Annotated in this window: 21 protein-coding genes and 4 pseudogenes; 9 read left to right on the top strand and 16 right to left on the bottom strand. The window is 72.4% G+C overall.

What is annotated here, in order from left to right:
• The first annotated feature begins 171 nt into the window (after nucleotides 1–171).
• The 5 genes from afsQ1 (at nucleotide 172) to ACQEVS_RS20910 (ending at nucleotide 4213) form a co-directional block, all read left to right on the top strand.
• Complete coding sequence (gene afsQ1, locus ACQEVS_RS20930; RefSeq protein WP_004943811.1) at nucleotides 172–849, top strand: two-component system response regulator AfsQ1; 678 nt, start codon at nucleotides 172–174, stop codon at nucleotides 847–849.
• A 166-nt stretch (nucleotides 850–1015) separates the two neighbouring features.
• On the top strand, nucleotides 1016–2635 hold the full coding sequence (locus ACQEVS_RS20925) for an ATP-binding protein (RefSeq protein WP_433027757.1): 1620 nt from the start codon (nucleotides 1016–1018) through the stop codon (nucleotides 2633–2635).
• Nucleotides 2632–3210 carry a hypothetical protein gene (locus ACQEVS_RS20920; protein WP_433022541.1) on the top strand — a complete coding sequence of 193 codons (579 nt, stop codon included), beginning with the start codon at nucleotides 2632–2634 and terminating at the stop codon, nucleotides 3208–3210. Before ACQEVS_RS20925 ends, ACQEVS_RS20920 begins: the two co-directional genes overlap by 4 nt.
• An 81-nt stretch (nucleotides 3211–3291) precedes the next feature.
• Nucleotides 3292–3909 (top strand): VanZ family protein, encoded by a 618-nt coding sequence (locus ACQEVS_RS20915; RefSeq protein ID WP_433022539.1) that lies wholly within the window; start codon nucleotides 3292–3294, stop codon nucleotides 3907–3909.
• Nucleotides 3910–4003: 94 nt separating this feature from the next.
• The gene (locus ACQEVS_RS20910) at nucleotides 4004–4213 is read left to right on the top strand and encodes a PspC domain-containing protein (RefSeq protein ID WP_433022537.1); all 210 of its coding nucleotides are present in this window, start codon (nucleotides 4004–4006) and stop codon (nucleotides 4211–4213) included.
• A gap of 132 nt (nucleotides 4214–4345) precedes the next feature.
• Here the strand turns inward: ACQEVS_RS20910 and ACQEVS_RS20905 are convergent, their stop codons facing one another.
• Nucleotides 4346–4741, bottom strand: coding sequence for a hypothetical protein (locus ACQEVS_RS20905; RefSeq protein ID WP_433022535.1), 396 nt, complete (start codon nucleotides 4739–4741; stop codon nucleotides 4346–4348).
• 191 nt (nucleotides 4742–4932) lie between these two features.
• Complete coding sequence (locus ACQEVS_RS20900; RefSeq protein WP_433022533.1) at nucleotides 4933–6048, bottom strand: adenosine deaminase; 1116 nt, start codon at nucleotides 6046–6048, stop codon at nucleotides 4933–4935.
• 356 nt (nucleotides 6049–6404) lie between these two features.
• On the opposite strand from ACQEVS_RS20900, the pseudogene ACQEVS_RS20895 reads away from it, so the two are divergent.
• Nucleotides 6405–7084 (top strand): annotated as a pseudogene (locus tag ACQEVS_RS20895) (alpha/beta hydrolase family protein).
• A gap of 2 nt (nucleotides 7085–7086) precedes the next feature.
• Here the strand turns inward: ACQEVS_RS20895 and ACQEVS_RS20890 are convergent.
• Nucleotides 7087–8049: a LysR substrate-binding domain-containing protein gene (locus ACQEVS_RS20890; protein WP_433022531.1), complete on the bottom strand. Its 963-nt coding sequence runs from the start codon at nucleotides 8047–8049 to the stop codon at nucleotides 7087–7089.
• Between the two features lie 141 nt (nucleotides 8050–8190).
• Between ACQEVS_RS20890 and ACQEVS_RS20885 the strand changes: the two genes are divergently transcribed.
• On the top strand, nucleotides 8191–9480 hold the full coding sequence (locus tag ACQEVS_RS20885) for an MFS transporter (RefSeq protein ID WP_433022529.1): 1290 nt from the start codon (nucleotides 8191–8193) through the stop codon (nucleotides 9478–9480).
• Nucleotides 9481–9629: 149 nt separating this feature from the next.
• Here the strand turns inward: ACQEVS_RS20885 and ACQEVS_RS20880 are convergent, their stop codons facing one another.
• The 13 genes and pseudogenes from ACQEVS_RS20880 to ACQEVS_RS20820 form a co-directional block, all read right to left on the bottom strand.
• Nucleotides 9630–9851 carry a type II toxin-antitoxin system HicA family toxin gene (locus tag ACQEVS_RS20880; protein WP_433022527.1) on the bottom strand — a complete coding sequence of 74 codons (222 nt, stop codon included), beginning with the start codon at nucleotides 9849–9851 and terminating at the stop codon, nucleotides 9630–9632.
• Nucleotides 9848–10060 carry a type II toxin-antitoxin system HicB family antitoxin gene (locus ACQEVS_RS20875; protein WP_433022525.1) on the bottom strand — a complete coding sequence of 71 codons (213 nt, stop codon included), beginning with the start codon at nucleotides 10058–10060 and terminating at the stop codon, nucleotides 9848–9850. The genes ACQEVS_RS20880 and ACQEVS_RS20875 overlap by 4 nt, the downstream gene beginning before the upstream one ends.
• Before the next feature lie 167 nt (nucleotides 10061–10227).
• Nucleotides 10228–11511 (bottom strand): thymidine phosphorylase, encoded by a 1284-nt coding sequence (locus ACQEVS_RS20870; protein ID WP_433022523.1) that lies wholly within the window; start codon nucleotides 11509–11511, stop codon nucleotides 10228–10230.
• A gap of 123 nt (nucleotides 11512–11634) precedes the next feature.
• Entirely contained in the window at nucleotides 11635–12030 is a 396-nt protein-coding gene (locus ACQEVS_RS20865) for a cytidine deaminase (RefSeq protein WP_433022521.1), read from the bottom strand.
• On the bottom strand, nucleotides 12027–13319 hold the full coding sequence (locus tag ACQEVS_RS20860; protein WP_433022519.1) for an ABC transporter permease: 1293 nt from the start codon (nucleotides 13317–13319) through the stop codon (nucleotides 12027–12029). The genes ACQEVS_RS20865 and ACQEVS_RS20860 overlap by 4 nt, the downstream gene beginning before the upstream one ends.
• Nucleotides 13316–14422: an ABC transporter permease gene (locus ACQEVS_RS20855; RefSeq protein WP_433022517.1), complete on the bottom strand. Its 1107-nt coding sequence runs from the start codon at nucleotides 14420–14422 to the stop codon at nucleotides 13316–13318. Before ACQEVS_RS20855 ends, ACQEVS_RS20860 begins: the two co-directional genes overlap by 4 nt.
• Nucleotides 14419–16022 (bottom strand): annotated as a pseudogene (locus tag ACQEVS_RS20850) (ABC transporter ATP-binding protein). The gene ACQEVS_RS20855 and the pseudogene ACQEVS_RS20850 overlap by 4 nt, the downstream one beginning before the upstream one ends.
• A 254-nt stretch (nucleotides 16023–16276) precedes the next feature.
• A complete protein-coding gene (locus tag ACQEVS_RS20845) occupies nucleotides 16277–17308 on the bottom strand; it encodes a BMP family lipoprotein (RefSeq protein WP_433022515.1) in 1032 nt (343 codons plus the stop codon).
• A gap of 129 nt (nucleotides 17309–17437) precedes the next feature.
• Nucleotides 17438–18688: an amidohydrolase gene (locus ACQEVS_RS20840; protein ID WP_433022513.1), complete on the bottom strand. Its 1251-nt coding sequence runs from the start codon at nucleotides 18686–18688 to the stop codon at nucleotides 17438–17440.
• Between the two features lie 132 nt (nucleotides 18689–18820).
• Nucleotides 18821–19873, bottom strand: coding sequence for a hypothetical protein (locus ACQEVS_RS20835; protein ID WP_433027754.1), 1053 nt, complete (start codon nucleotides 19871–19873; stop codon nucleotides 18821–18823).
• A gap of 471 nt (nucleotides 19874–20344) precedes the next feature.
• On the bottom strand, nucleotides 20345–21349 hold the full coding sequence (locus ACQEVS_RS20830; RefSeq protein WP_433022511.1) for an N-acetylneuraminate synthase family protein: 1005 nt from the start codon (nucleotides 21347–21349) through the stop codon (nucleotides 20345–20347).
• 233 nt (nucleotides 21350–21582) lie between these two features.
• Nucleotides 21583–22467: pseudogene (locus ACQEVS_RS20825) on the bottom strand (cytidylyltransferase domain-containing protein); the annotation flags it as partial.
• A 71-nt stretch (nucleotides 22468–22538) separates the two neighbouring features.
• Complete coding sequence (locus ACQEVS_RS20820) at nucleotides 22539–23831, bottom strand: DUF6716 putative glycosyltransferase (protein WP_433027751.1); 1293 nt, start codon at nucleotides 23829–23831, stop codon at nucleotides 22539–22541.
• Between the two features lie 259 nt (nucleotides 23832–24090).
• Between ACQEVS_RS20820 and ACQEVS_RS20815 the strand changes: the two genes are divergently transcribed.
• Nucleotides 24091–25077 (top strand): glycosyltransferase family 2 protein, encoded by a 987-nt coding sequence (locus ACQEVS_RS20815; RefSeq protein WP_433022509.1) that lies wholly within the window; start codon nucleotides 24091–24093, stop codon nucleotides 25075–25077.
• Nucleotides 25077–26428, top strand: a pseudogene (locus ACQEVS_RS20810) (polysialyltransferase family glycosyltransferase). The gene ACQEVS_RS20815 and the pseudogene ACQEVS_RS20810 overlap by 1 nt, the downstream one beginning before the upstream one ends.
• Nucleotides 26429–26434 lie beyond the last annotated feature (6 nt).

The following is a 26434-nucleotide window of genomic DNA, read 5'->3' as shown; positions in this document are numbered from 1 at the left end:
ACCACCAGCTTGGTGGGCCAGTTTCATGGCGTTGTCCGCCGACTGTCACAGCCGTGCAACAGCGGGCGGTGCCTTCGCGACGGGCCGCGCCGGGCCGCGGGCCGGGGGTCGGCGGCGGGCCGCGGGAGCGGAAGTCGAACTACCGCCCTGCGGTAGGCCAGAATGACCACTGTGCCTTTCCTGTTGCTGATCGAGGACGACGACGCCATCCGTACGGCCCTTGAGTTCTCCCTGTCCCGCCAGGGTCACCGCGTGGTGACGGCGGCGTCCGGCGAGGACGGCCTGAAGCTGCTGCGCGAGCAGCGGCCGGACCTGATCGTGCTGGACGTGATGCTGCCGGGGATCGACGGTTTCGAGGTCTGCCGCCGCATCCGCCGCACCGATCAGCTGCCGATCATCCTGCTCACGGCCCGGAACGACGACATCGACGTGGTGGTCGGCCTGGAGTCGGGCGCGGACGACTACGTGGTCAAGCCGGTGCAGGGCCGGGTGCTGGACGCCCGGATCCGCGCGGTGCTGCGCCGGGGCGAGCGGGAGTCGAACGACTCGGCCACGTTCGGTTCGCTGGTGATCGACCGCTCGGCGATGACGGTCACCAAGAACGGGGAGGACCTCCAGCTCACCCCGACCGAGCTGCGGCTGCTGCTGGAGCTCAGCCGCCGCCCGGGCCAGGCCCTCTCCCGCCAGCAGCTGCTGCGGCTGGTCTGGGAGCACGACTACCTCGGCGACTCGCGGCTGGTGGACGCCTGTGTGCAGCGGCTGCGCGCCAAGGTCGAGGACGTGCCGTCCTCCCCCACCCTCATCCGTACGGTCCGCGGGGTCGGCTACCGGCTGGACTCGCCGCAGTGACCTCGTGACATACCCGGCCGTGTGACAGCGCGGCCGCCAGGGCGTGACAGCACACGTCCAAGCCGTGACACCACACGGGCAGAGTTCGACACATACGAACAGAGAGAGCGCAGTGACGGAAGAGACCGGCCAGGGCCGGGCCACCGGGAGTCTGATGAGGATCAGCATGCGGTGGATCAGCCTGCGGCTGCGGCTGATGCTGGTCTTCGCCCTGGTGGCGCTGGCGGCGGCGGTGTCCGCGTCGGCGATCGCCTACTGGCTGAACCGCGACGCGGTCCTCACCAGGACGCAGAACGCGGCGCTGGACGACTTCCGCAAGTCGCTCCAGGACAACACCGGCTCGCTCCCGCTGTCGCCGACCTGTCCCGAACTCCAGGACGCCGCCGACCGGATGGCCGGGACCTCGCAGAAGTACGCGGTCCTGCTGATCGGGAAGGTCAAGGGCGGCGGCAGCTGCGCGGCGCCGTCCGACCGCGATCTGTTCACGCTGGAGACGGTGCCGAAGACGCTGGTCACCGCGGTCAACCGGGAACGCAAGGTCGACGACTCGAACCCGTACCCGTACCACCTGTACTGGCAGCGGATCACCCTCGACGGCAAGCCGTACCTGGTCGGCGGCGCCAAGGTGATCGGCGGCGGCCCCACCGGCTACCTGCTGAAGTCGCTGGAGAACGAGCGCGCGGACCTCAACTCGCTCGCCTGGTCGCTGGGGATCGCCACCGGCCTGGCCCTGATCGGCTCGGCCCTGCTCGCGCAGGCGGCGGCCTCGACGGTGCTGCGGCCGGTGCAGCGGCTCGGCGAGGCGGCGAGCCGGCTGGGCGAGGGCAAGCTGGACACCCGGCTCCAGGTCTCGGGCACGGACGAACTGGCGGAGCTGTCGCGGACCTTCAACCGGGCCGCCGCGTCGCTGGAGCAGCGGGTCGAGGAGCTCAGCGCCCGCGAGGCGGCGAGCCGGCGGTTCGTCGCCGACATGTCCCACGAGCTGCGCACCCCGCTGACCGCCATCACGGCGGTGACGGAGGTGCTGGAGGACGAGGCGGACTCCCTCGATCCGATGATCGCGCCCGCGGTGCAGCTCGTGGTGAGCGAGACCCGGCGGCTGAACGACCTGGTGGAGAATCTGATGGAGGTCACCCGCTTCGACGCGGGCACGGCCCGGCTCGTCCTGGACGACGTGGACGTCGCCGATCAGGTGACCGCCTGCATCGACGCCCGCGCCTGGCTGGACGCCGTGGAACTGGACGCCGAGCGCGGCATCATGGCCCGCCTCGACCCGCGCCGCCTGGACGTCATCCTGGCGAACCTGATCGGCAACGCCCTCAAGCACGGCGGCTCGCCGGTGCGGGTGCGGGTGCGCCCGGTGGACCACGAGCTGATCATCGAGGTCCGCGACCACGGCCCCGGCATCCCCGAGGACGTGCTGCCGCACGTCTTCGACCGCTTCTACAAGGCCAGCGCCTCGCGCCCGCGCTCCGAGGGCAGCGGCCTCGGCCTGTCCATCGCACTGGAGAACGCCCACATCCACGGCGGCGAGATCACGGCCGCCAACTCGCCCGAGGGCGGCGCGGTCTTCACGCTGACGCTGCCACGGGACGTGTCCGCGACCGGCGACGGGGACGAGGACGCGAATGGTACGGGCGCGAACGGCACGGGTTCGAAGGACGCGCGGGCGCAGGACGCGAAGGACAAGAAGGGCACGAAGAACGCGCGCGACGCACGGGACGCACGGGACGCCGGGAACGGCGGCAAGGACGGCCGCGGTCCGGCTCAAGGGGGCACGAAGTGAGGCGCACGGCGCGGACGGCCGCGCTCACCGCCGCCCTGTGCGCCCTCGCCGCCGGCTGCGGCATCCGCGGCACCGCCGTCCCCGTCGACGCGGGTAGCGCGCCCTCGCGGGCGTCCTGCCTGACCCGGCCCGCGCCGGCCCCGGCGACGCCCCAGCCCAAGGGCCAGTCGCTCACCGTCCAACTGGTGTGCGCGTCCCAGCTGACGCCGGTGGTCCGGCAGCGCACCGGCCCCGGGGCGGAGCGCACCCTCGACGTGGCGCGGGCGCTGCTGGAGGAGCTGCGCCGCCAGCCCTCGTCCGCCGAGGAGGCGACGGGGCTGTCCACCGACGTGCCGCAGCGCCTCACCGTCACCGGTCCGCGCCGGGACGACCCGGCGGGCACGCTCCGGCTGAGCACCCCGCCGGACGAACTCCCGCAGCTCGGCCTGGCGCAGATCGTCTGTACGTTCGCGGGCACCCCGGCGGCCGAAGGGCGGCGCTCGGTGCTGCTCGGCGGGCCCGGCGGGGAGGCGCCCCGGAGCTATGTGTGCACGGACGACACCCGGGCCCATCCGGAGAACCTCCAGGGCGACTGAACGCTCCGGCGCGGTGACCGGCACCGGTACCGCGCGACGGCGGCCGGAACCGCGCGCCCCGCGCCCCGCGTCCTGTGGTGCGTGCAGCGTCATGGTTACGGCGGTACGGCCGCCCTCCGACACCGCTACCGCGTCGCGGGCTGCGTCCTCCTCGCCGCCCACCTGGTCGTGGTGGGCTGGCTGGCCATGCGGCCGCTGACCGCTCCCTGGGTCTCCGCCGCGCATCTGGAGCCGTTCGCCACGCTCCGGGCCGACCTGGCGCTCGGGCCCTGGGACGCGGCACGGGCGATCTTCGGGGGGCTGCTCCCGTTCGCGCCGCTGGGGGTGCTGCTGCCCTGGGCGGGCGGCCGGCTCGACGCGTCGCCGCTGGGCTCGCTGGCCCGTACGGTCTTCACCTCCGCCATGCTCTCCCTGGTCCTCCAGGTGGTCCGGGGCGGTGTGGTGGGGCAGGTGCTGGACCTGGACGCGCTGCTGCTCAACGTCACCGGGGTGATCGTGGCCCACCTGGCCGTGGTGCCCGCGGCCCGGGCCCGGCTGCGCCGGCGGGACCGCCGGGACGACCCCGCCGACCGGGAGGCCGCGGCCCGCCCTCCGCGTCCCCTCCTCCGGGAGGATGGGACGTCTCAGGGTTCGACCCCGACGATCCCCCGGGTCGGGGTCACCCCGTGGAGTGACGCCCTGCCGGGCGCCCGGTCCTAGCGTGGAGTCACCGGGAGACGCCCCCCGGTCCCGGGCCCGCGGCCCGGGTCGTGCGCACGGACGCCCGTGCGCCCGTACGCGAGGAGGCTCCGCCATGCCCGCTCCCCTGGTCCGCCCGCGTGACCACCGGATGATCGCCGGTGTCTGCGCGGGACTCGCCCGCCGCTTCGGCACCACGCGCACCACGATGCGTGTGATCTTCCTGGTGTCCTGCCTGCTGCCCGGTCCGCAGTTCCTGGTCTACCTGGCGCTGTGGCTGCTGCTGCCCAGCGAGGGCGGCCGCCGCTCGTCCGAGTCCTGGTGACGGCCCGCCGCCTTCGGAACGCCCGCCGGCGCCACGTCCGCACGGCGGCCGCGCCCCCGGGTGGGTGCGCGGCCGGTGTGCGGACGTGGCGCCGGGTACGGGCGTCGGTGCCGCCCGTTCGGAGCGCGGGTCTCAGTGGTGTCCGGAGGTCAGGTTGCCGGTCGAGAGGCCCTTGGGAAGGGCGCCTTCCGGGACGAGGCCCAGGAGGCCGGCGTTGCCCTTGTTGTCACCCGGGCCCTCCTGCGCCACCGGGCCCTTCTGGGGGAACACCGCGCGGTCCACGGCGCCGGCCGTGTTCTGCAGCGCGGAGGAGCCCAGCGCGCGGTTGGTGGCGCTGATGACCGGTCCGCCGGGGAGCACCGGGGCGAGGTCCTCGATGGGCAGCTGCTTGCTGGTGCGGGCGGCCAGGTTGGTGGCCTTCTCCAGCGGGCCCGTGGGAGCCGCGGCCGACGCGGTGCCCGCCGCGGTGACGGCGATGGCAGCGCCGAGGGCGGCGGCACCGATGGTCTTGATGGTTCCCTGCTTCATGTGAAATCTGTCCTCGTGACGGTGGAGGGTAATTTCCCGGAGGCTTTGCAACCTGTCACGAGAACGACCGGCCCATACCGAATGACACGGCCGGGACGTTTGAATTCCCGGCCGTATCAGTCGTATTCAGGGACGATTGACCGTCAGTCGTATTGCCTGCGGATGCGCGGCGCCGACGGTTTCCGTCGCTCCTAGCGGAACAGCCACTCCGACTTGAGCTCGGCATATCCCGGCTTGATCACGTCGTTGATCATGGCCAGCCGCTCGTCGAAGGGAATGAAGGCGGACTTCATCGCATTGACGGTGAACCACTGCATGTCGTCGAGCGTGTAGCCGAACGCCTTGACCAGGTGCTCGAATTCACGGCTCATGCTGGTTCCGCTCATCAGACGATTGTCGGTGTTCACCGTCGCCCGGAAATGCAGCTTGCGGAGCAGACCGATCGGGTGCTCCTCGTACGAGGTGGCCGCCGCCGTCTGGAGGTTGGAGGTCGGGCACATCTCCAGCGGGATGCGCTTGTCCCGGACGTAGGAGGCGAGACGGCCGAGCTTGACCGTGCCGTCCTCGGCGACCTCGATGTCATCGATGATCCGCACACCGTGGCCGAGCCGGTCGGCGCCGCACCACTGCAGGGCCTGCCAGATCGAGGGCAGGCCGAACGCCTCGCCGGCGTGGATGGTGAAGTGGTTGTTCTCGCGCTTGAGGTACTCGAACGCGTCGAGGTGACGGGTGGGAGGGAAGCCGGCCTCGGCGCCCGCGATGTCGAAGCCGACGACGCCGGAGTCGCGGTAGCGGTTGGCGAGTTCGGCGATCTCCAGGGCGCGGGCGGCGTGCCGCATCGCGGTCAGCAGGGCGCCGACGCGGATGCGGTGGCCCGCCTCCTTGGCCCGCCGCTCGCCCTCGCGGAAGCCCTCGTTGACGGCCTCGACGACCTCTTCGAGGGTGAGTCCGGCCTCCAGGTGCTGCTCGGGGGCGTAGCGGATCTCGGCGTAGACGACGCCGTCGGCGGCGAGGTCCTCGGCGCACTCGGCGGCCACCCGGACCAGGGACTCGCGGGTCTGCATGACGGCGCAGGTGTGGGCGAAGGTCTCCAGGTAGCGCTCCAGCGACCCGGAGTCGGCGGCCTCGCGGAACCAGACGCCCAGCTTCTCGGGGTCCGTCTCGGGGAGGCGGTCGTACCCGGTTTCCCGGGCCAGGTCGACGACCGTGGCGGGGCGCAGGCCGCCGTCCAGGTGGTCGTGGAGGAGCACCTTGGGGGCGCGGCGGATCTGTTCGGGGGTCGGGAGTGCGGTGGTGTCGCTCGTCATTTCGGCACTCTAGCCCCTACGCGCGTAGATGCACCCGAACGATACGGAACGGTGACCCGTCGGCGGGGTGGACACCGGCCCTCGTTCTGCCATCGTTGTCTGCCATGGTTCAGCAAGCGCTGCCGCAACCGGATCCGCTGGGGCCAGAAGGGTCGTCTCAGGGGTCGCATGGATCTCAGGGATCGCCAGGGCCGCAAGAATCGCCAGGGGCACAGGGATCACCAGGGGAAGGTCCCGCGGGACCACGCAGGCCCATAGGGCCGTCGAGGCGCAAGGGAACACAGCGCCGGAGGTCCGTCGAGCCCGCGCTGAGCAGGCCGTTCGGGGCCGGCCGGGGCGGGGACGCCGTCACCGGGGTGGCACTGCTGCTGCCCGGCGGCCCGGCCGTCGGGCGGCGGCGCCCGCCGTCCCGGATCCCGCCCGGCCAGGGCCGGCTGGCCCGCCGGCTGACCCGCGCGGGCGCCGGTGAGGGGCTGGCCACCCACGTCGTCCGGTACCGGCACCGGGGCTGGAACGGCGCGGCGGCGCATCCGGTGGAGGACGCGCTGTGGGCGGCGGACGAGGTGGTGCGGCGCTATGGCGACGTGCCGGTCTGCCTGGTGGGTACGGGCCTGGGCGGCCGGGCGGCGCTGCGGGCGGCCGGGCATCCTGCGGTGACCTGCGCGGTCGCCATCGCCCTCTGGCTGCCCGACCCGGAGGCCGTCCTCGACCCCGACCCGGTGCGTCAGCTGGTCGGGCGCCGGGTGCTGCTGGTGCACGGGACCAATGACGAGCGCACCGACCCGGACCTGTCCTACCGGCTCGCCGAGCGGGCCAAGAAGGTCAACAGGGAGGTGTGCCGGTTCGAAGTCCACTCGGACGGGCACGGGTTGCGGCAGCACCGCGCCGAAGTGCTGGCCCTGACGGCCGACTTCGTCCGGGCACCCTCTTCGGGCACCCTTGCGCCCGCCCGTTGGCCGACGCCCTGGCCGCGCCGCCCCCGCTGGGCTTGCGGATGCCGCTGGCCTGCGGGTTCGGCGAGACGCTGGGCCACTGACCTCAGCGGTGCAGCAGCCGGCCCCGGCGCGAGAGCAGGAAGCGCTTGAAGGCGGCCACGGGCGGGGTGTCGGGGTGGCCGTCCAGCCAGGCCACGCCGATCTCACGGACGGCGCGCGGCGCGGTGACGGTCAGCTCCACGACGCCGGGGCGCGGCACGGCGGGCGGCGGGAGCAGGGCGACGCCGAGCCCGGCGGCGACCAGGCCGCGCAGGGTCTCGGGGTCCTCGCCCTCGAACGCGATCTTCGGGGTGAACCCGGCCTCGGCGCAGAGGGCGTCGGTGATGCGGCGGAGCCCGTAGCCCGGTTCGAGGGTGACGAACAGCTCGGCGGACGCCTCCGCGAGGCGGATGCGCTTCCGGACGGCCAGCGGGTGGTCGTCGGGGACGACGAGCCGCAACTTCTGCTCGTCGAGGCGGCGGGCGACGAGGTCCGGCGCGTCCGGGACGGGCGAGGTGAGGCAGAGGTCGAGGTCGCCGTCGCGGAGCCGCTCGATCATCGCCTCGCCGTAGTTCTGGACGAGTTGGAAGCGGACGCGGGGGTGGTCGGCGCGGAACGCGCGGATGAGCTCGGGTACGGTCTCGGAACCCATGGTGTGCAGGAAGCCGAACGCGATCTTTCCGGCGGCGGGGTCGGCGTCCGCCCGGACGGACTCGGCGGCCCGGTCCACCTCGCCGAGCGCCCGCTCGACCGTGGCGAGGAAGGTACGGCCGGCGGCGGTGAGCGAGACGGTACGGCCGTGGCGGGCGAACAGGGCGACGCCGAGGTCGTGTTCGAGCCGGGCCATGGAGCGGCTGAGCGTCGACTGCGGCATACCGAGCTGCTGGGCGGCGCGGGTGACGTGCTCGTGCCGGGCCACGGCGACGAACTGGGCGAGCCGCGGAGTGAGCGTCACCGCCCAGGAGTCGGCTTCGACGTCCGCGCTGGGCGCGGGTCCCGCGGCTGCCGCCGGGGTGACGGGCGTCAAGGAAGCGCCAGTAACGGGAATGTCTTTTCTGTTGCGTGCCGGTGACAGAGGCTGCGCTGACCTGCGTTCATGCATCACGGGATGGATTATGGCCATTCTGTGCATTGGACGCATCAGATGCAGCCTGCATACGGTTTGGACATGCCTCCTGCCGATACCGGGGCATCCACCGTCATAGCGCGCGCGGATGCCTCTCCCTCGTCGTCCCCCGCCTCCTCCCCGGACTCCCGGATCGCGCCCGGCGACCCCGGCTACCGCCGGATGAGCTTCGCCCTCTTCGCGGCGGGTGTCGCCACCTTCGCCCTCCTCTACTCCACGCAGGCCCTGCTCCCGGCGGTCTCCGACGGCCTCGGGGTGACCGCGGACCAGGCCAGTTGGACGGTCTCCGGCGCGACGGCCGGGCTGGCCCTCGCCGTCGTCCCGCTCAGCGCCCTCTCGGAGCGGTTCGGCCGACGGGCCATGATGACCGCCGCCCTGTGTGTCGCGGCGCTGCTGGGGCTGCTGGTGCCGTTCGCCCCGGACCTCGGCTGGCTGACCGGGCTGCGCGTGGCGCAGGGCGCGGCGCTGGCGGGCGTTCCCGCGTCGGCGATGGCCTACCTGGCGGAGGAGGTCCGTCCGCGGGCCCTGGTCGGCGCGGTCGGGCTGTTCGTGGCGGGCAACGCGATCGGCGGCATGTCCGGCCGCATCCTCGCCGGCTGGGTCGCCCAGGCGTGGGACTGGCGCGCGGGGCTGGCCTCGGTCGGCGTGCTGGCGGTGGTGTGCGCGGTGGCGTTCCGGCTGCTGATCCCCAAGGCCCGGCACTTCTCCCCCGGTTCGGTGGCGCCGCGCGACCTGGCCCGTACGCTCGGCCGGCACCTGTCCGATCCGCTGCTGGTCCGGCTGTACCTGATCGGCGCGCTCTTCATGACCGTCTTCGGCGCGGTCTACACCGTCATCGGCTACCGGCTGGCCGCGGCGCCGTTCTCGCTGCCGCAGGGGCTCGTCGGCTCGGTCTTCCTCGTCTACCTGGTCGGCACGGCCTCCTCGGCCGCGGCCGGCAAGCTGGTCGGCCGGCTGGGCCGGCGTGGCGCCCTCTACCTGGCGATGGGCACGACGTCCCTGGGCCTGCTGCTGACGTTGACGTCCTCCCTGACGGCCGTCCTCCTCGGCCTCGTCCTGATCACCGCCGGCTTCTTCGCCGGCCACGCGGTCGCCTCCTCCTCGGTGAGCCGCACCGCCACCACGGGCCGCGCCCAGGCGTCCGCCCTCTACCAGACGGCCTACTACCTGGGCAGCTCGGTGGGCGGCACGGTGGGGGCGCTCGCCTTCCAGGCGGGGGGCTGGGACGGGGTGATCGTCCTCGGTCTCGTCGCGATGGTGGCGGCGGCGTCGATCACGCTGTACGCGACGCGCAGGGCGCTGGTGGAACGGCGGGTGGCCGCGCGGGCGTGAGCCCGCGGGGAGGGTCCCCAGGCCCTCCCCCAGAGGGGGCACCCCCACTTCACCGCTTCCTGGGGCTGCGCCCCAGACCCCCTGAAACCGCGCTGTACGCGGTTGTCCTCAAACGCCGGACGGGCTGATACAGCCTGTCCGGCGTGCTGTCACAGATTGCCCAAGAGGTCTTCGACGCTCCAGTCCGCCTGCCGGAGGATCGAGCGTACGACACCTGGCGCCAGCTCATGGTGGAGAGGGACGATGACCGTGCGCTCCTCCCATCGGTACTTCGCATGGCTGCCGCGTGTGGACACATGCGTGAATCCAGCGCGGACCAAGGCTTTGGCGATCTGCGTACCGGACAATCCCCGCGGTACCGCCGGGCTCACGCGACCCGCACCTGAACGGGAGCAGTGATGACATCATGCACAGCGGGCACAGGTTCGTCCTCGAAGTACAGTTCCAAGGCCTCACGGAGGTTGTCCAGAGACTCCTCGAACGTACTGCCCTGGCTGGCCACTTCCACTTCGAGGCAGCGGGCCACGTACCAATCGTCCTCGTGCGTGACGGCGGCGGTGAGACGTACCTGTTCGCTCATGTCTTGAGTCTGGCACGAGAGCTCGGGCGTCCGGGTGCCAAGAGCTCAAGCCGGTGCTCCCCAGGACGGGCCGGACAGCCACCAGTTGTCCGCGTGAGCCCCCGGATACGGCGAAGGGACCGGCGGCTTGCCGCCGGTCCCGTTCACCCGAATGAGGAAACCGCAGGTCAGGCGATGCGGTCCAGCACGATCGGGTTCGGCGTGAAGTCCGTGCCGGCGGGGGCGATCTCGACGCCGCCGTCCAGGGCCGCGAGGGCGTAGTCGAACTTCTCGGGAGTGTCCGTGTGCAGGGTCAGCAGCGGCTGGCCCGCCGTGACCGTGTCGCCCGGCTTGGCGTGCATCTCGATGCCGGCGCCGGCCTGCACCGGGTCCTCCTTGCGGGCGCGGCCCGCGCCGAGGCGCCAGGCGGAGACGCCGACGGCGTAGGCGTCGAGCGTGGTGAGGACGCCGGAGGAAGCGGCGGTGACGACGTGCTGCTCGCGGGCGACCGGGAGGGTCGCGTCCGGGTCGCCGCCCTGGGCGATGATCATGCGGCGCCAGTGGTCCATGGCGGAGCCGTCGGCGAGGGCCTTGGCCGGGTCCGCGTCGGGCAGGCCGGCCGCGGCGAGCATCTCGCGGGCGAGGGCGATGGTGAGCTCGACGACGTCGGCGGGGCCGCCGCCCGCGAGGACCTCGACGGACTCGCGGACCTCGAGGGCGTTGCCGGCGGTGAGGCCGAGCGGGGTCGACATGTCGGTGAGCAGGGCGACGGTCTTGACGCCGTGGTCGGTGCCGAGGCCGACCATCGTGGAGGCGAGCTCGCGCGCGTCCTCGATGTTCTTCATGAACGCGCCGGAGCCGACCTTGACGTCGAGGACGAGCGAGCCCGTGCCCTCGGCGATCTTCTTCGACATGATGGAGGAGGCGATCAGCGGGATCGCCTCGACCGTGCCCGTGACGTCGCGGAGCGCGTACAGCTTCTTGTCCGCCGGAGCCAGGCCGTCGCCGGCGGCGCAGATGACGGAGCCGACGTTCCGCAGGACGTCCATCATCTCGTCGTTGGAGAGCAGCGCCCGCCAGCCGGGGATTGACTCGAGCTTGTCGAGGGTGCCGCCGGTGTGGCCGAGGCCGCGGCCGGAGAGCTGCGGGACGGCCGCGCCGCAGGCGGCGACCAGCGGGGCGAGCGGCAGCGTGATCTTGTCGCCGACGCCGCCGGTGGAGTGCTTGTCGGCGGTGGGCACGGGCAGCGAGGAGAAGTCCATGCGCTCGCCGGACTTGATCATCGCCGCCGTCCAGCGGGCGATCTCCGCACGGTCCATGCCGTTCAGCAGAATCGCCATGGCGAGTGCGGACATCTGCTCGTCGGCGACCTCGCCACGCGTGTAGGCGTCGATCATCCAGTCGATCTGCTCGTCGGTCAGACGGCCGCGGTCGCGCTTGGCGCGGATGACGGAGATGGCGTCCATCAGCACATTTTCCTTACTTTTGTGCGTCCTCAGGTCTTCCCGGGGCCGGAAAGTGACCCGGACGGGCTGACGCGTCAGCCCGTCTTGGGGGCCCCTCCCAGCGGTAGCTGGGGGAGCTTGAGGACATCTTCATCGATCGAGGTCGGCGGGCCCAAACGCGTCCGGGAGGAGCTCGGCCAGCGGGCGGATCCCGGAGGCCGTGTCGACGGCCAGCTCCGGACCGCCGTGCTCCCAGAGGAGCTGGCGGCAGCGGCCGCACGGCATCAGGACGTCGCCGTTGCGGTCGCAGCACGTGAAGGCGGTCAGCTTGCCGCCGCCGGAGGCGACGAGGGCGGAGATCAGGCCGCACTCGGCGCAGAGGGCGACGCCGTAGGCGGCGTTCTCCACGTTGCAGCCGGTGACCACGCGGCCGTCGTCGACGAGGGCCGCGGCACCGACGGGGAACTCGGAGTACGGGGCGTAGGCCCGGGACATGGCGTCCCGGGCCTGCGCGCGCAGCTCCTCCCAGATGACGGGAGAGGTCACTTTCCTTGACCCTTTCGGTAGGGCTTGCCGTCCGCCTTGGGCATCCGCAGCCGTTGCGAGAACAGGGACAGCACCAGCAGCGTGACCACGTACGGCGTGGCGTCCACGAACTCCAGCGGCACGGTGTCCGTCAGGGCGAACCAGACGAACAGCGCCACGGCGACGACCGCGGCGGCGACGGCCGCGCGGATCTTGCCGCCCTTGAACCGCCAGGCCGCGAAGCCCACCAGCAGCACGGCGATCAGCAGCAGCAGCGCGTGGACGGTCGGGCCGCCGGAGCGCAGCTGGAGGCTGTCCATGAAGCCGAACAGGCCGGCGCTCATGGCCACGCCGCCCGGCCGCCAGTTGCCGGAGATCATCGTGGCGAGGCCGATGTAGCCGCGGCCGCCGGTCTGGCCGTCGGAGTACATGTGGGTGCCGATGGCGAGGAACGCGCCGCCGAGGCCGGCGAGGGCGCCGGAGACGACGACCGCCGCGTACTTGTACGTGTAGACGTTGACGCCGAGCGACTCGGCGGCCACCGGGCTCTCGCCGCAGGAGCGCAGGCGCAGGCCGAAGGCCGAGCGCCACAGCACGTAGAACGTGCCGACGAAGAGCAGCGCGGCGACGATCGTCAGCCAGTCCACCTCGGAGACGAAGCCGCGCACGATGCCGGCGGCGTCCGAGACGAGGAACCAGTGGTGCTTCTCCACGGTGTGGAGCCAGTCGGCGAGGCCGGGGACGGAGAAGTCGCCCATGTTGCTCATGACGGGCGACTGCTTGTCGTTGCCGCCCGCCTGCTGGGCGGCGCTGCCCTCGGCGCCGAACCACAGCTTGGCGAAGTACTGGGTGATGCCCAGCGCCAGGATGTTCATGGCCACACCGGAGATGATGTGGTCCACGTTGAAGGTGACGGTGGCCACCGCGTGCAGCAGGCCGCCGAGCGCGCCGCCGACGACGCCGGCCGCGGCCGCGGCCCAGGGGCCGTGCTGCCAGCCCATCCAGCCGGCCGAGAAGGCGCCCAGCATCATCATGCCTTCGAGGCCGATGTTGACGACGCCCGCCCGCTCGGACCAGAGGCCGCCGAGGCCCGCGAGACCGATCGGCACCGCGGCCGCGAGCGCCGAGCCGAACTGGCCGGATCCCGTCAGGTCGTTGGCGCCGGTGATGGCGCGCAGCGCGGAGAGCAGGATCAGCGCGCCCGCCACGCCCAGCATGATGACGGGGTAGGAGAGCTTCCGCTTTCCGCCGTCGCCCTTGTTCCTGCCGCTCAGCCGGTCGGCGAGCCCGGAGGTGAAGGTGGTACTCACGCGGAAACCTCCGCCTTGTCGCTCTTGCGGGCCTGGGCGGCGAGTTCCTCGCCGACCTTGCGCTGCTGGGTCTTGAGGCCGTAGCGCCGCACGATCTCGTAGGCGATGACGACGCAGAGGACGATGACGCCCTGGATCACGCCGACGATCTCCTGGGCGTAGCCCTCGAATTCGAGCTGCGTGCCGGTGCGGTCCAGGAAGCCCCAGAGCAGGGCGCCGAGCGCCATGCCGACGGGGTGGTTCCGGCCGAGCAGGGCGATGGCGATGCCGGTGAAGCCGATGCCCGTGGGGAAGTCGGTGCCGTAGTTGTACGAGACGCCGAGCAGGGTCGGCATGCCGACGAGGCCGGCGACGGCGCCGGAGAGCAGCATCGAGGTGACGATCATGCGCTTGACGCTGACGCCGCTGGCCTGGGCGGCCGACTCGGACTGGCCGACGGTGCGCAGGTCGAAGCCGAAGCGGGTGCGGCCCAGGATGAACCAGTAGGCCAGGCCCGCGACGACCGCGATGATCACGAAGCCGTAGATCGGCTTGGGCGTGGTCGGGATCTCGAAGAAGTGCGACGAGTCCGGCAGGTAGGGCGTGTGGATCAGGTTGCCCTCCTTCTTCGCCAGCCGGCCGTCCTGGAGGAAGTAGCCGATCACCGAGGCGCCGATGGCGTTCAGCATGATCGTGCTGATCACCTCGTTGACACCGCGGGTGGTCTTCAGCAGACCCGCGATGCCAGCCCAGACCGCACCGACCGCCATCGCCACGATGATGATGATCGGGATCTGGATGATGCCGGGCAGCGTGAGCGCGCCGCCGACGACGGCGGCGAAGAAGGCCGCGATGCGGTACTGGCCGTCGACGCCGATGTTGAAGAGGTTCATCCGGAAGCCGATGGCGACGGCCAGCGCGGACAGGTAGTACGGGGTGGCCTTGTTGATGATCCAGACCTGGCTGTCGCTCTTCGAGCCGAAGTCGACCATCACCTGGTAGGCGTGGAACGGGTCCTTGCCGGTGGCCGCGATGATGACCGAGGTGATCGCGACGGCGGCCACGATCGCCAGCAGGGGCGCGGCGATCCCCAGGATGATCTTGTTCTTGTCGAACTTCTTCACTTGGAGTCGCCTCCTTCCGCGCTGTCGCTGTCGTCGTTGGTGCCGTCGGCCGGGGCCGGCGGCTCTTCGGGGGTCTCGGGGTTCTCGGCGTGCTCGAGGTGCCCGGTCGCGGCGCCGGTCATGGCCGAGCCCAACTCCTCGGGGGTGATGGTGGCGGGGTCCGCGTCGGCGACCAGGCGGCCGCGGAACATCACCCGCAGGGTGTCGGAGAGCCCGATGAGCTCGTCCAGGTCGGCGGAGATCAGCAGCACCGCGAGTCCCTCGCGGCGCGCCTCGCGGATCTGGTCCCAGATCTGCGCCTGCGCACCGACGTCCACACCGCGGGTGGGGTGGGCGGCGATGAGCAGCTTCGGCTTGTGGCTCATCTCGCGGCCGACGATCAGCTTCTGCTGGTTGCCGCCGGAGAGCGAGGCCGCGGTGACCTCGATGCCGGGCGTACGGACGTCGAACTCGCGGACGATGCGCTCGGTGTCGGCGCGGGCGGCCTTGTTGTCGAGGAACGCGCCCTTGCTGTTGGGCTTCTCCGTGACGTGGCCGAGGATGCGGTTCTCCCACAGGGGGCTTCCAGCAGCAGGCCGTGGCGGTGCCGGTCCTCGGGGATGTAACCGATGCCGCCCTCACGCCGCTTGCGGGTCGGCGCGTGGGTGATCTCGGCGCCGTCGAGGCCGACGCTGCCGCGGTCCGGGTCGCGCATGCCCATGATCGTCTCGACCAGTTCGGCCTGGCCGTTGCCCTCCACGCCCGCGAGGCCCAGGACCTCGCCCTTGTGGATGGTGAAGCCGATGCCGTCGAGGACGGTCCGGACCACACCGTCGGAGTCGGTGGCCGACAGGTGCAGGTCCTCGACGGTGAGCATGGGGGTGTCGGTGACCGTGGACTCACGGGTCTCCGGCGAGGGCAGTTCCTCGCCGACCATCAGCTCGGCGAGCTGCTTGGGCGTGGTCTCGCTGGGGACCGCGGTGCCGACGGTGGTGCCGCGGCGGATGACGGTGATGTCGTCCGCGACGGAGAGCACCTCGCCGAGCTTGTGGGAGATGAAGATGACCGTCAGGCCCTCGGCCTTGAGCTCGCGCAGGTTGTCGAAGAGCGCGTCGACCTCCTGCGGGACCAGGACGGCGGTCGGCTCGTCGAGGATCAGCGTGCGGGCGCCGCGGTAGAGGACCTTGAGGATCTCCACGCGCTGGCGGTCGGCGACGCCGAGGTCCTCGACGAGGACGTCGGGGCGGACGCCGAGGCCGTACGCGTCGGAGATCTCCTTGATCTTCTTGCGGGCCTTGCCGCCGATGCCGTGGAGCTTCTCGGCGCCGAGGACGACGTTCTCCAGGACGGTCAGGTTGTCGGCGAGCATGAAGTGCTGGTGCACCATGCCGATGCCGCGCGCGATGGCGTCGGCCGGGCTGTGCAGGCTGACCTGCTCGCCGTCGAGGGTGATGGTGCCCTCGTCCGGCTTCTGCATGCCGTAGAGGATCTTCATCAGGGTGGACTTGCCGGCGCCGTTCTCGCCGCACAGGGCGTGGACGGTGCCGCGGCGGACCGTGAGGCAGATGTCGTGGTTGGCCACGACACCGGGGAACCGCTTGGTGATGCCTTGCAGTTCCACCGCGGGAGCGGTGCCGCTGCCGGACTCTTTGCTGGACGCTTTGATGGCGCACTCTCCTCGGGGAAAGGGAGCGGGGGTGACACCGGGGTGTCCACCGGGTGGGGGCACGGTGGAGATCTCCGGACGGGCGGGGGTGACGCTACACGCGACAACGGGACGCTACGCGCGTAGCGTTGGCGCGTATGTGCGAGCCCGGCGAGGGTGTTCCCCGCCGGGCCCGGTCAACCGGTCGGCCGGCCGGAGCCGGCCGGCGGTCACGGCTGGGTCTTGACCTTGACCTGACCGTCCACGATCTTCTTCTTCGCGGCCTCGATCTTGTCCTTGATGTCGTCGATGAAGCCGCCCGAGGTCACCAGCGAGACGCCGCCGTCCTTGAGCAGGTAGGTCTTCGGGCCGGTGATCGGCTTCTTGTCCTTGACGCTCTTGACCAGGTCGAAGACGGCAACGTCCACGTTCTTCACCACCGAGGTGAGGATGTGGTCCTTGTACTGGGCGAGGCCCGGCAGCTGGTACTGGTCGGAGTCCACGCCGATCGCCCAGGCGTCCTTCTGCCCCGCGACGGCCTCGATGGAGCCGTTGCCGGAGAGGCCGGCCGCGGTGTAGATCACGTCGATGCCCGAGTCGAGCATGCCCTTGGCCTTGTCCTTGGCCGCGGCCGGGTCGTTGAAGCCCTTGTCGTTGTTCGGGTACAGGTACTGCGAGGTCACCTGCGCCTTGGGGTCGGTGTCCTTGACGCCCTGCTCGAACCCGGCCTGGAACTTCTGGATGAGGGCGTTGTTCACACCGCCGATGAAGCCGACCTTGTGGGTCTTGGACTTCAGGGCGGCGGCGACGCCCGCCAGGTAGGAGCCCTCGTGCTCGCCGAAGGTGATGCTCGCGACGTTCTTGCCCTGGGCCACCGAGTCGATCACGGCGAAGGTGGTGTCGGGGTGGTCCTTCGCGACCTTCTCGATCGACTTCTGGTAGTTGAAGCCGACGCCGATGACGGGGTTGTACCCGGCCTCGGCCAGCGAGTTCAGCCGCTGCTCCCGCTCCGCCTCCGTCTCGCCGTTCTTGGCCGTCATCAGGCGGTTCGGAACGCCCAGCTCCTTCTCGGCCTTGTCGGCGCCGCGAGCGGCGGACTCGTTGAAGGAGTGGTCGTCCCGGCCGCCGACGTCGAAGGCGAGACCGAGGCCCTTGTCCTTCTTGCCGCTCGACTCCGTCGAGGACTCGCCACAGGCGGTGAGGGTGAATGCGAGAGCCGCGGTGGCAATGCCCGCGACAGTGATGGTGGATACCCGGCGCACGAGGGCCCCTTCACTCGAAGCGCCTCCATTGGCGCTGGTTCGGAGGGATCGTAACGCGCGTAGATGGCCTGAAAAGGGCTAGTCCCAAGCCGTTATCGGATCGTCGCGAACCGAACTCGACCGCCAAACCTACATTTGGTTCCGATCAAGCAAAGCCGCGGCCGTGAACAGCTCCACTCCGACCTGGATGGCCCCCTCGTCCACGTCGAAGTCACCGCGGTGCAGATCACGGCGCGCCGTGTCACCCACCGGGCGGACGCCCAGCCGGGCCATGGCCCCTGGAACCCGCTCCAGGTACCAGGAGAAGTCCTCCCCGCCGAGGCTCTGCTCGGTGTCCTCCACCGCCTCCGCCCCGCGCCGCGCCCTCATGGCCCGGCCCAGCAGCCCGGCGATCTCCCCGTCGTTGACCACCGGGGGGACTCCCCGGACGTAGGTGATCTGCGACTTGGCGCGGTGCATCGTGGCCACCTCGTCCACGGCGGCGTGCACCAGGTCGGGGGCGTCCCGCCAGGCGTCGATGTCCAGGCAGCGGACGGTCCCGGAGAGCTCGGCGCGCTGCGGGATGACGTTGGCCGCGTGCCCGGCTTCCAGCCGCCCCCAGGTGACGGCGAGGCCGGCCCGGGTGTCGATCCGGCGGGCGAGCAGGGCGGGCACCTCGGTGGCCACCTTGGCCGCGGCGGTCACCAGGTCCGTGGTCAGGTGGGGGCGGGCGGTGTGGCCGCCGGGGCCGTCCAGCGCCACTTCCAGCTTGTCGCAGGCGGAGGTGATGGGCCCGGTCCGCAGACCGATCCTGCCGACCTCGACCTTGGGGTCGCAGTGCACCGCCACGATCCGTCCGACGCCGTCCAGGGCGCCGTCCTCGATCGCGTCCAGGGCGCCGCCGGGCAGCACTTCCTCGGAGGGCTGGAAGATCAGCCGGACGGGGTGCGGCAGCAGCCCCTCCTCGGCCAGCGCGGCGAGCACCAGGCCGGTGCCGAGGACGACGGTGGTGTGCACGTCGTGCCCGCAGGCGTGGGCCGCGCCCGGGACGGTGGAGCGGTACGGGACCTGCTTGGTGTCGGGGATGGGGAGCGCGTCGAGGTCGGCCCGGAAGGCCAGCACCGGACGGCGCGCGGCGCCCGGCCGGGACCGCCCGATGTCGCAGATCAGCCCGGTGCCGGAGGCGAGCGTCCGGGGCCGCAGCCCGGCCTTCTCCAGTCTGGCCCTGACCGCCGCGGTGGTGCGGAACTCGCGGTGCCCCAGCTCGGGGTGCATGTGCAAGTCACGCCTGAAGGCGATGAGTTCGGCGCGCAGATCGGCCGGAAGACGGCCGGGCAGCGCGCCGGCCAGGTCGCCTTCAAGATCGTCGACAGGGGTTTCGGGTGCGGCTTCGCAGGGCATCAGGTGATTCACCCTTTGAAGAGTAGAGCCCCGCACGGGGCAACTGCCCTCCGATCATGAAAAGTTCAGCCGCATGGATGGGTCGCCAGGGGGGTATGACCCGTATTTACGGCGTACCTTTGCGAGACACCGTCACGTGGTACTCGGCTGGACCGCTATCCGCGGTAGGCGGCGCACTCCGCGGGCGCTGCCGGTGACGCGGGAGAGGAAGCCCTCGGCACGCGGCGAGGCGTCGGCGGTGAGCCAGCCGGGGTCGACGTCGCAGACGGCGACGGTCACCCCCGTGCCGGCCAGCGCGAGCGGCAGCGTGTGCACGACGGTGGACGGAAAGCTCAGCACCGTACGCCCTATCGGCCCCCGACGGGCGATCAGTTCCAGGGGCAGCGCGGGCCGGACGACCTCCAGGCCGAGCCGTCCGGATATGAGGCGCAGCTTGTCGGTGCTCTCGCGGCGATGAGCGAAGTAGCGGGTGGCGCCGTGTTCCCCGGCCAGCGCGGCGACGGCCTCCAGATAGCGCTCCGCGTCCACGATCCCCGTCTCGACCAGTGACGTTCCCACGAGGTCCGTGCTCCGGGTGAGGCGCGGCGGGCCGAAGGCCGCGCGGGTCCACGCGAAGGCGTTCGCCGTGACGGCCACGCCCGGGGGCGGTTCGACCGGCATCGACGTGAACAACTCCACACTTCGGCGGTTGTTCGGAGTGAGCATCCGGCGCGCCGAAGCGGACACCGGCGCGAAGACGACGTCACGCGCTCCCCAGCCACCGCGTCCGCCCCGGTGGCGGTGCCAGCGTACGAACCGTTCCCCGCGCGCGAGTTGACCGACGAACTCCATGGTGGCCGTGCCGTCGTCGACCACCACCAGCTCCCTGGCCCGGGTGAGGGTGAGCAACAGCTGCACATAGCGCGAGAACGGGTCGCCGATGACGACGCGGCGGGCGGCGCGCAGCGGTCCGGCCAGCCCGCCGATCGTCTGCACCGGCGCCCCGGCCCCGCCGCGCGCCTCCTCCCAGCGCAGCCGGTACCCCTGCTCGCGGGCCAGCTCGGCCATGCGGCGGAGCTGGCCGCGGGTCATGGGGTCGTGGGGGGCGAGGACGACGATGACGGTGCCGCGGACGGCGTCGATGGGGGCGGGGCCGCCGGTGGCGTGGCGGTGGGCGGGGCTTCGGTCCGCGGCGCGGCGGTCGATGGCGTCCCGGTCGGCGGCGTCTCGGCCGTCGGGGCGGTCGGCGGCGGGGCGGTCGGCTGTGTCTCGGTGCGCGGCGTCTCGGTGTGTGGCGTCTCGGTGTGTGGCGTCTCGGTGTGTGGCGTCTCGGTGTGTGGCGTCTTGGTCCGCCGCGCGGCGGCCGGCGGCGTTTCGGTCGGCGGCCTCACGGTCGGTCTGGCGGGGGACGCCGGCGCTGAGGAGGCCGGCGGGGGCGGGGGCGGTGCTGGGGGCGCGCCGGCGCGAGAGTGCGCCCACTCCAGGACGTTGAGGAGCTGAACGGGGCTCTCGACGAAGGCCAGCGTCTCGGCCGGGCCGGAATCCGGGCCCCAACCCGGTGCGGAGCCCAGCGCGGAGCCCAGCGCGGAGCCCGGTGCGGTGGCGGGGTCTCCGGGCGGCCGGGAACGCTCCGGGTCCACCGCGTCGTCGGCGGGTTCGGTCATCGGCCGGCGCCCGTCAGACCGCGGCCGGCGCGCGGTCGCCGGCGGGGTCGGTCCGGCCGCTCCCACCGGCCTCGGCGGCCCCCTCGGCCCGTTCGTCCGCCTGCGCGACGACGCCCGGCACCCGGCGGAGCTTCCGCATCGGGGCCAGTTCGCTGTCGTACACCCGCTTCACCCCGTCCCCCAGGGACTCCTCGACCACCCGGATGTCGCGCACCAGCCGCTGCAGGCCGCCGGGTTCGACGGAGGCCGCCTGGTCCGAGCCCCACATGGCGCGGTCGAGGGTGATGTGCCGCTCGACGAAGGCCGCGCCGAGCGCGACGGCGGCCAGGGTGGTCTGCAGCCCGGTCTCGTGACCGGAGTAGCCGATGGGGACGTTGGGGTACTCGGCCTGGAGGGTGTGGATGACCCGGAGGTTGAGTTCGGCGGCCCGCGCCGGATAGGTGGAAGTGGCGTGGCAGAGCACGATGTTCTCGCTGCCCAGCACCTCGACGGCGTGCCGGATCTGCTTCGGCGTCGACATCCCGGTGGACAGCACGATCGTGCGGCCCGTGGCGCGCAGGGTGCGCAGGAGTTCGTCGTCGGTGAGCGAGGCGGAGGCCACCTTGTGGGCCGGGAGGTCGAACTTCTCCAGGAAGGCGACGGATTCGACGTCCCAGGGCGAGGCGAACCAGGCGATGCCGCGCTCCCGGCAGTGCTCGTCGATCCTGCGGTATTCGTCCTCACCGAACTCCACCCGATGGCGGTAGTCGATGTACGTCATCCGGCCCCAGGGGGTGTCCCGTTCGAGTGCCCATTGACTACGCGGGGTGCAGACCTCCGGGGTCCGCTTCTGGAACTTGACCGCGTCACAGCCCGCGTCCGCCGCCGCGTCGACGAGGGCGAGCGCGGTACCGAGGTCGCCGTTGTGGTTGATGCCGATCTCGCCGGTGATGTACACGGGGTGACCGGGGCCGACGGGGCGGTCACCGAGGTGACGGGTGCGGGCGGCGGGGCTGGTGAGGGTGGCGGTGGAGGCCATGGGGACGTTTTCCTTCGTGTGGGGACGGTGGTGCGGGCCGCTGGGCGCGGGGCCCTCGGGTCGTACGGTCCGTGCACGGGCGCGGAGTTCGCGGGCGGTGCGGGGCGCCCGGACCTCTCCGCCGGGCCCGGGGCCGGGGGTGTACAGGCGCGCGTCCGCGGGGCTCCGCGTGCGCGGACGCGGGGTACGGCGGTGGTCTGTCAGGGCCGCGGGACGCGCAGGGAGGGACGGGCGGCGGCGAACTCGTGGCCCTCGGCGTCCGCCGGGACCCGGCCGTCGGCCCGCGGGCCGTGGAAGTCGAGGATGATGGCGTCGATGTCGTCCCGCCCGGGAAAGCCGCCGGAGGCGGCGTCGGGGGTGCCGGCGGGAGCGCACGCGGCGGGGTGTCGTGCGGAGTGCGTGCCGGGCGCGTCGGCGTCCAGGAGGGGCGCGAGGGCGCGGGCGCGCGCCAGGTCGGCGGGGTCGTCCACTTCCAGGACGCGCGCGGGATCGGTGCGGACGGGTTCGACGCGGCCGAAGAAGCGGTGCCGCGCGGCGCGGAACCCGTCGGCGCGCATGGCGTAGGCGGCTCCCGTCTCCAGCAGGTCCTGCGGGCGGTCCTGGCGGCGGGGGCGGTGGGACGCGTCGTGGTTGACGCCCCGGGCGCCGGTGGACGGGGGCACTTCCCGTTCGCCCCGCCCCTCCCGCCACAGGAAGCCGTGGAACGCCGCCACCGTCAGCGCGCAGTCCGCCTCCCGCCGCAGCACGGGCGCGGCCACGCCGTCGACGTCCCCGGCGGTGACGAACGGGCTGGTGCACTGCACGAGGAGGACGGTGTCCACCGCCCGGCCGGACGCCGTCTCGTACGCGTCCAGGGCGTGCAGCACCGCCGCCTCGCTGGTCGCCGTGTCCCCGGCGAGCGCGGCGGGCCGTTCGACGACCTCGGCGCCGGCCGCGCGGGCCGCGGCGGCGACGGCGGGGTCGTCGGTCGAGACGACGACGTCGGTGACGAGCGAGGCCGCCCGGCAGGCGTGTACCGCGCGGGCGACGAGCGGTATCCCGCCGACGGGTGCCAGGTTCTTGCCGGGCACCCCCTTGGATCCGCCCCGGGCGGGGACAACGGCGAGGACGGAGGGCATCGGGGACTCCTCGGGTTCGGGTGCTCCGGCCGCGCCGTCCGGCGCGGGGCGGCGGGGGCCGGCCGGCGGGTTCACAGCTCCCCCAGTCGCCGGATGACGGGCGCCACCCGCTGCACGCCGTGCCGGTAGGCCCCGCGGGCCGCCCCGCGCAGGACGTCGCGGCCGGCGCGGCGCAGGGCGCTCCCGCCGGGCGGGGGCGCGGCGCGGCCGGGCAGCGGGCGCCCGTCGGAGCCGAAGCCGTGGCGGGCGAGGACGGCGGGCAGGTAGCCGGGGGCCGTCTCGGGTGTGTAGTACGGGCTCGGGGACGGCAGCCGGTCGCGGGCGACGAGGTCCGCGACGCGCCGCCGGGCCGCGTCGAACGCCCGCTCGTACGGCCGGTCGGCTGCCACCCCCTGCCGGGCCAGCCACTCCGGCTCGGCCTTCGGCAGCCGCCCGGCGTCCAGGTGGTCCCAGGAGGTGAGGCAGCCGGAGCCCAGGAAGTGGTGGTTGCCGAGCCGTTCGCGGACGCCGAGGTCGGCGAGGACCGCCGTGGGGATAGCCCGGTGCAGGGCTTCCAGGGCGGCGGTGGAGCTGACGGTGACCAGCAGGTCGGTGCGGTCGAGGACCGCGCCCATGTTGCCGTACACCGGGCGGCAGTTGGCGGGGAGGCCGCCGGGCAGCCGGGTGGCGAGCTTCTGGTACGGGTGCTCCTCGACGTGCGTCGTGTGCTCGCCGGGCTTGCTGCGCAGTTTGATCAGTACGTCCCGGCCGGGGTGCGCGCGGGCGTGTCCGGCGGCTCTCCGCAGCAGGTACAGCCGGTCCGCGCGGCTCTCCGGGACGGACGGCTGGGCGGCGAACACGACGGTGTACGGGCGTACTTCGCGGGGCGCGGGCTCGTACGGGCGCCCCCCGAGGAACGGGAGGGCGCACTCCACGACACCGTCCGCCGGGGCACCGACCCCCTCGTAGACCGCTCGGAAACGCTCGGCGTCATGCCGGGAGTTGGCGAGGACGACGTCGGCGCCGTGCCGCAACAGCAGCCCGTCGGCGAGCTTTTCGTAGACCACGCCGACGTACCCGGTCACGACGACCGGGCGTCGCTCGGCGTCGGACCAGGCCCGGGCGAGCGCGTGCAGCATCGCCTGGACGGTGCCGCCGACGCAGGCGAGGAGGACGACGTCGTACGGGGGCCGGCCGGCCGCTTCCGTGAACTCCGCCGCCGTCACCTCGCGCAACGCGTCGGCCCGCACGCCGACTTCGGTGAGCTGCCGGCGGGTGGGGGTGGCCCGCCCGCGCAGCAGGAAGCCGTCCAGCCGGGCGCCGGGCACGAGCCGGTGCGCGGTGAGCGCTCCCCATTTCCACCGGGTGTCGGAGTCCGCGAGCACGGCGACGCGCGGCGGGGATTCGGGACGTGGGTTCGTCGGGAACGCTGCGGGCTCTGAAGGCGCTGAGGGCACGGGACCGACGATAGGAATCGATCCGGTTTGGCTGACCAACGCGGGCACAACACTCGGTAAACAGCGCGCCGACACCCGGCGAAGCGGTTGACGCGCGCACCCGGTTCATCGTTCCGCCGCACTTCGTTCACCCCGGCTTACGACATCGGACAGAACGAATGCCGGGTCGTCACCTAACGTGACACGGGTGGTCAAGCTCTCCGTCATCGTGCCGTTCTTCAATGTGCAGACGTATGCCTCGGACGCGCTGCGCAGCCTGAAAGCGAACTCTCGCGAGGATTTCGAATTCATTTTCGTGGACGATTGTTCCACCGACGGTACGTCCGCGCTTCTGGAACGGGCCCGGGACGACATACCCGGAGTGGTGCTGAAGCGCCATGAACGGAACGGCGGCCTGGCCACCGCGCGGAACACCGGACTGGACGCGGCCCGCGGCGAGTACGTGACCTTCCTGGACGGCGACGACTGGCTCGCACCCGGCCACTACGCGCGGTTGGTGCAGGTCATCGAGGACATGGGGGTGGATTTCGTGCGCACCGACCATGTGCGGTGCACCGGCCGGAACCGCACCCTCCACCGCGTTCCGGACGGCCGGCGCGGCGTCGTCCTCGACCCGCGCGACGCGATACTCCCCGCGGACCGCTCCACGGCCGTCGATTACCCGTACGCCTGGGCCGGCATCTACCACCGCAGACTGCTGGACGACGGACTCCTGCATTTCCCGGACGGCCTGCGCACCGCCGAGGACCGGCCCTGGATCTGGCGGCTGCACCGCGAGGCCCGCAGTTTCGCGATCATCGGACTCCTCGGCGTCTTCTACCGCCGCGGAGTGGCCTCCTCGCTCACCCAGATCGGCGATGTGCGGCAACTCGATTTCCTGCGCTCATTCGACCAGGTGATCGAGGAAACGTGGCGGGACCGCGACGCCGACGCGCTGCTGCCGAAAGCCGTGCGCACCTATTGCGCGATCATTTCCCACCACCTCGGTTCCATCGAACGCTTCGAACCCGAAGTCGCCCGCGCCCTGCGGTCGATGAGTGCCGCCGCGATGAAACGGATGCCCCCGGCATTGCTGAACGACGCCCTGAACGCCATGGACGCCGACCGGGCGGCCCGGCTGCGCCGACTGCGCCGCCGGCCCGTCCCCGCGCCCCGGGCGGGGGTGCCCGCCTGATGCCCGGCCACCCGCGCACGGTCCAAATCTTCCTCGCCTCCACCCTCTACGGTGCCGCGACCCTCGCCGCCGCCCTCGACGCCGGCCTCTTCCCCGCCGCCGGCCGCCGGCTGCTGCTCGTCGCCGACAACGCCGCCGTCCCCGAGACCAGCCCCGGCCTCGACCTGGCCCCCGGCTTCGACCGGCTGCGCACCCGCTTCGACGACGTCCTCTCCTGGAACGACACGATCAGCCCGTTCCACCCCGGCGGCTGGTCGCCACGCCCCGACGACGTCCCGCTGTGGGAGCGGCACCTGCGGCTGCTGTGGGACCTCGGGACGGACGACGTCTCGCTCGTCCTCGAATCCCTCCAGGTCGACCCGGCGCTCGCGGTGGCCCGGATCTTCCCCGACGCCCCGCTGGACGTCTACGCGGACGGGCTGATGAGCTACGGCCCCACGCGCGACAAGCTCGACCCGCTCGTCGGCACCCGCGTGCGCCGGCTGCTCCACCTCGACCTCGTACCCGGCCTGCGCCCGCTGCTGCTACGGGAGTTCGGGGTCCGGCCGGAGATCGTCCCCGGCGACGTCGTCACCAAGGTGCTGGCCGAACTGGCCGACGCCACCCCGCTGCCGCCCGCCCCGGAAGGCGCCGCGCTGCTCCTCGGCCAGTACCTCTCCGCGCTGGACATCCTCACCCCGAGGAGGAGGAGCGGCTGCACGTCCGCATGCTGCGGGGCGCGGCCGGGCGCGGTCACCGGGACGTCGTCTTCAAGCCGCACCCGACGGCCCCCGCCCGCTGGTCGCGGCTGCTGGAGGACGAGGCCGGCCGGCTCGGCGTCCGCCTCACCGTGCTGGACGGCACCGCCCTGGCGGAGGCGCTGTTCCAGCGGCTGCGACCCGCCTTGGTGGCCGGCTGCTTCTCGACGGCGCTCGTCACGGCGGGCGCCTTCTACGGCCTCCCGGCCGCCCGGACCGGCACGGACCTGCTGCTCGACCGGCTCTCGCCGTACGAGAACAGCAACCGGGTGCCGGTGACGATCGTCGACGCGCTGCTGCCCGCGCTGGAGGATTCCTCCGGCGACGCCGCGCCGCCGGACGCGGCCGGACCGAACGACCTGCTGGCGGCGGTCGGTTACGCGATGCAGCCGCGCATCAACCCCGACCTGCGGCCGGCCGCCGAGCGCTACCTCACGCACCACCTGAACGCCCGCACCCGCCGCTACTTCAGACGCCGCCGCCTCACCGCCCTTGCCCTGCCCGGCGCCCTTCCCGCCCGCCTCGCCTTCCTCCCCCGTAACCCGGCGGTGCGTCGGCTCGCGCGTAGGGCGCGGTCGGTTCAGCGGCGGTTGCGCGGAAAGGGGCGCAAGTGAGCCGGC

Source organism: Streptomyces sp. CA-181903, assembly GCF_050937075.1.
In the GTDB taxonomy this organism is placed as follows: Bacteria; Actinomycetota; Actinomycetes; order Streptomycetales; family Streptomycetaceae; genus Streptomyces.
The sequence above is the reverse complement of the archived record's forward strand: the minus strand, read 5'-3'. Positions and strand labels throughout refer to the sequence as shown.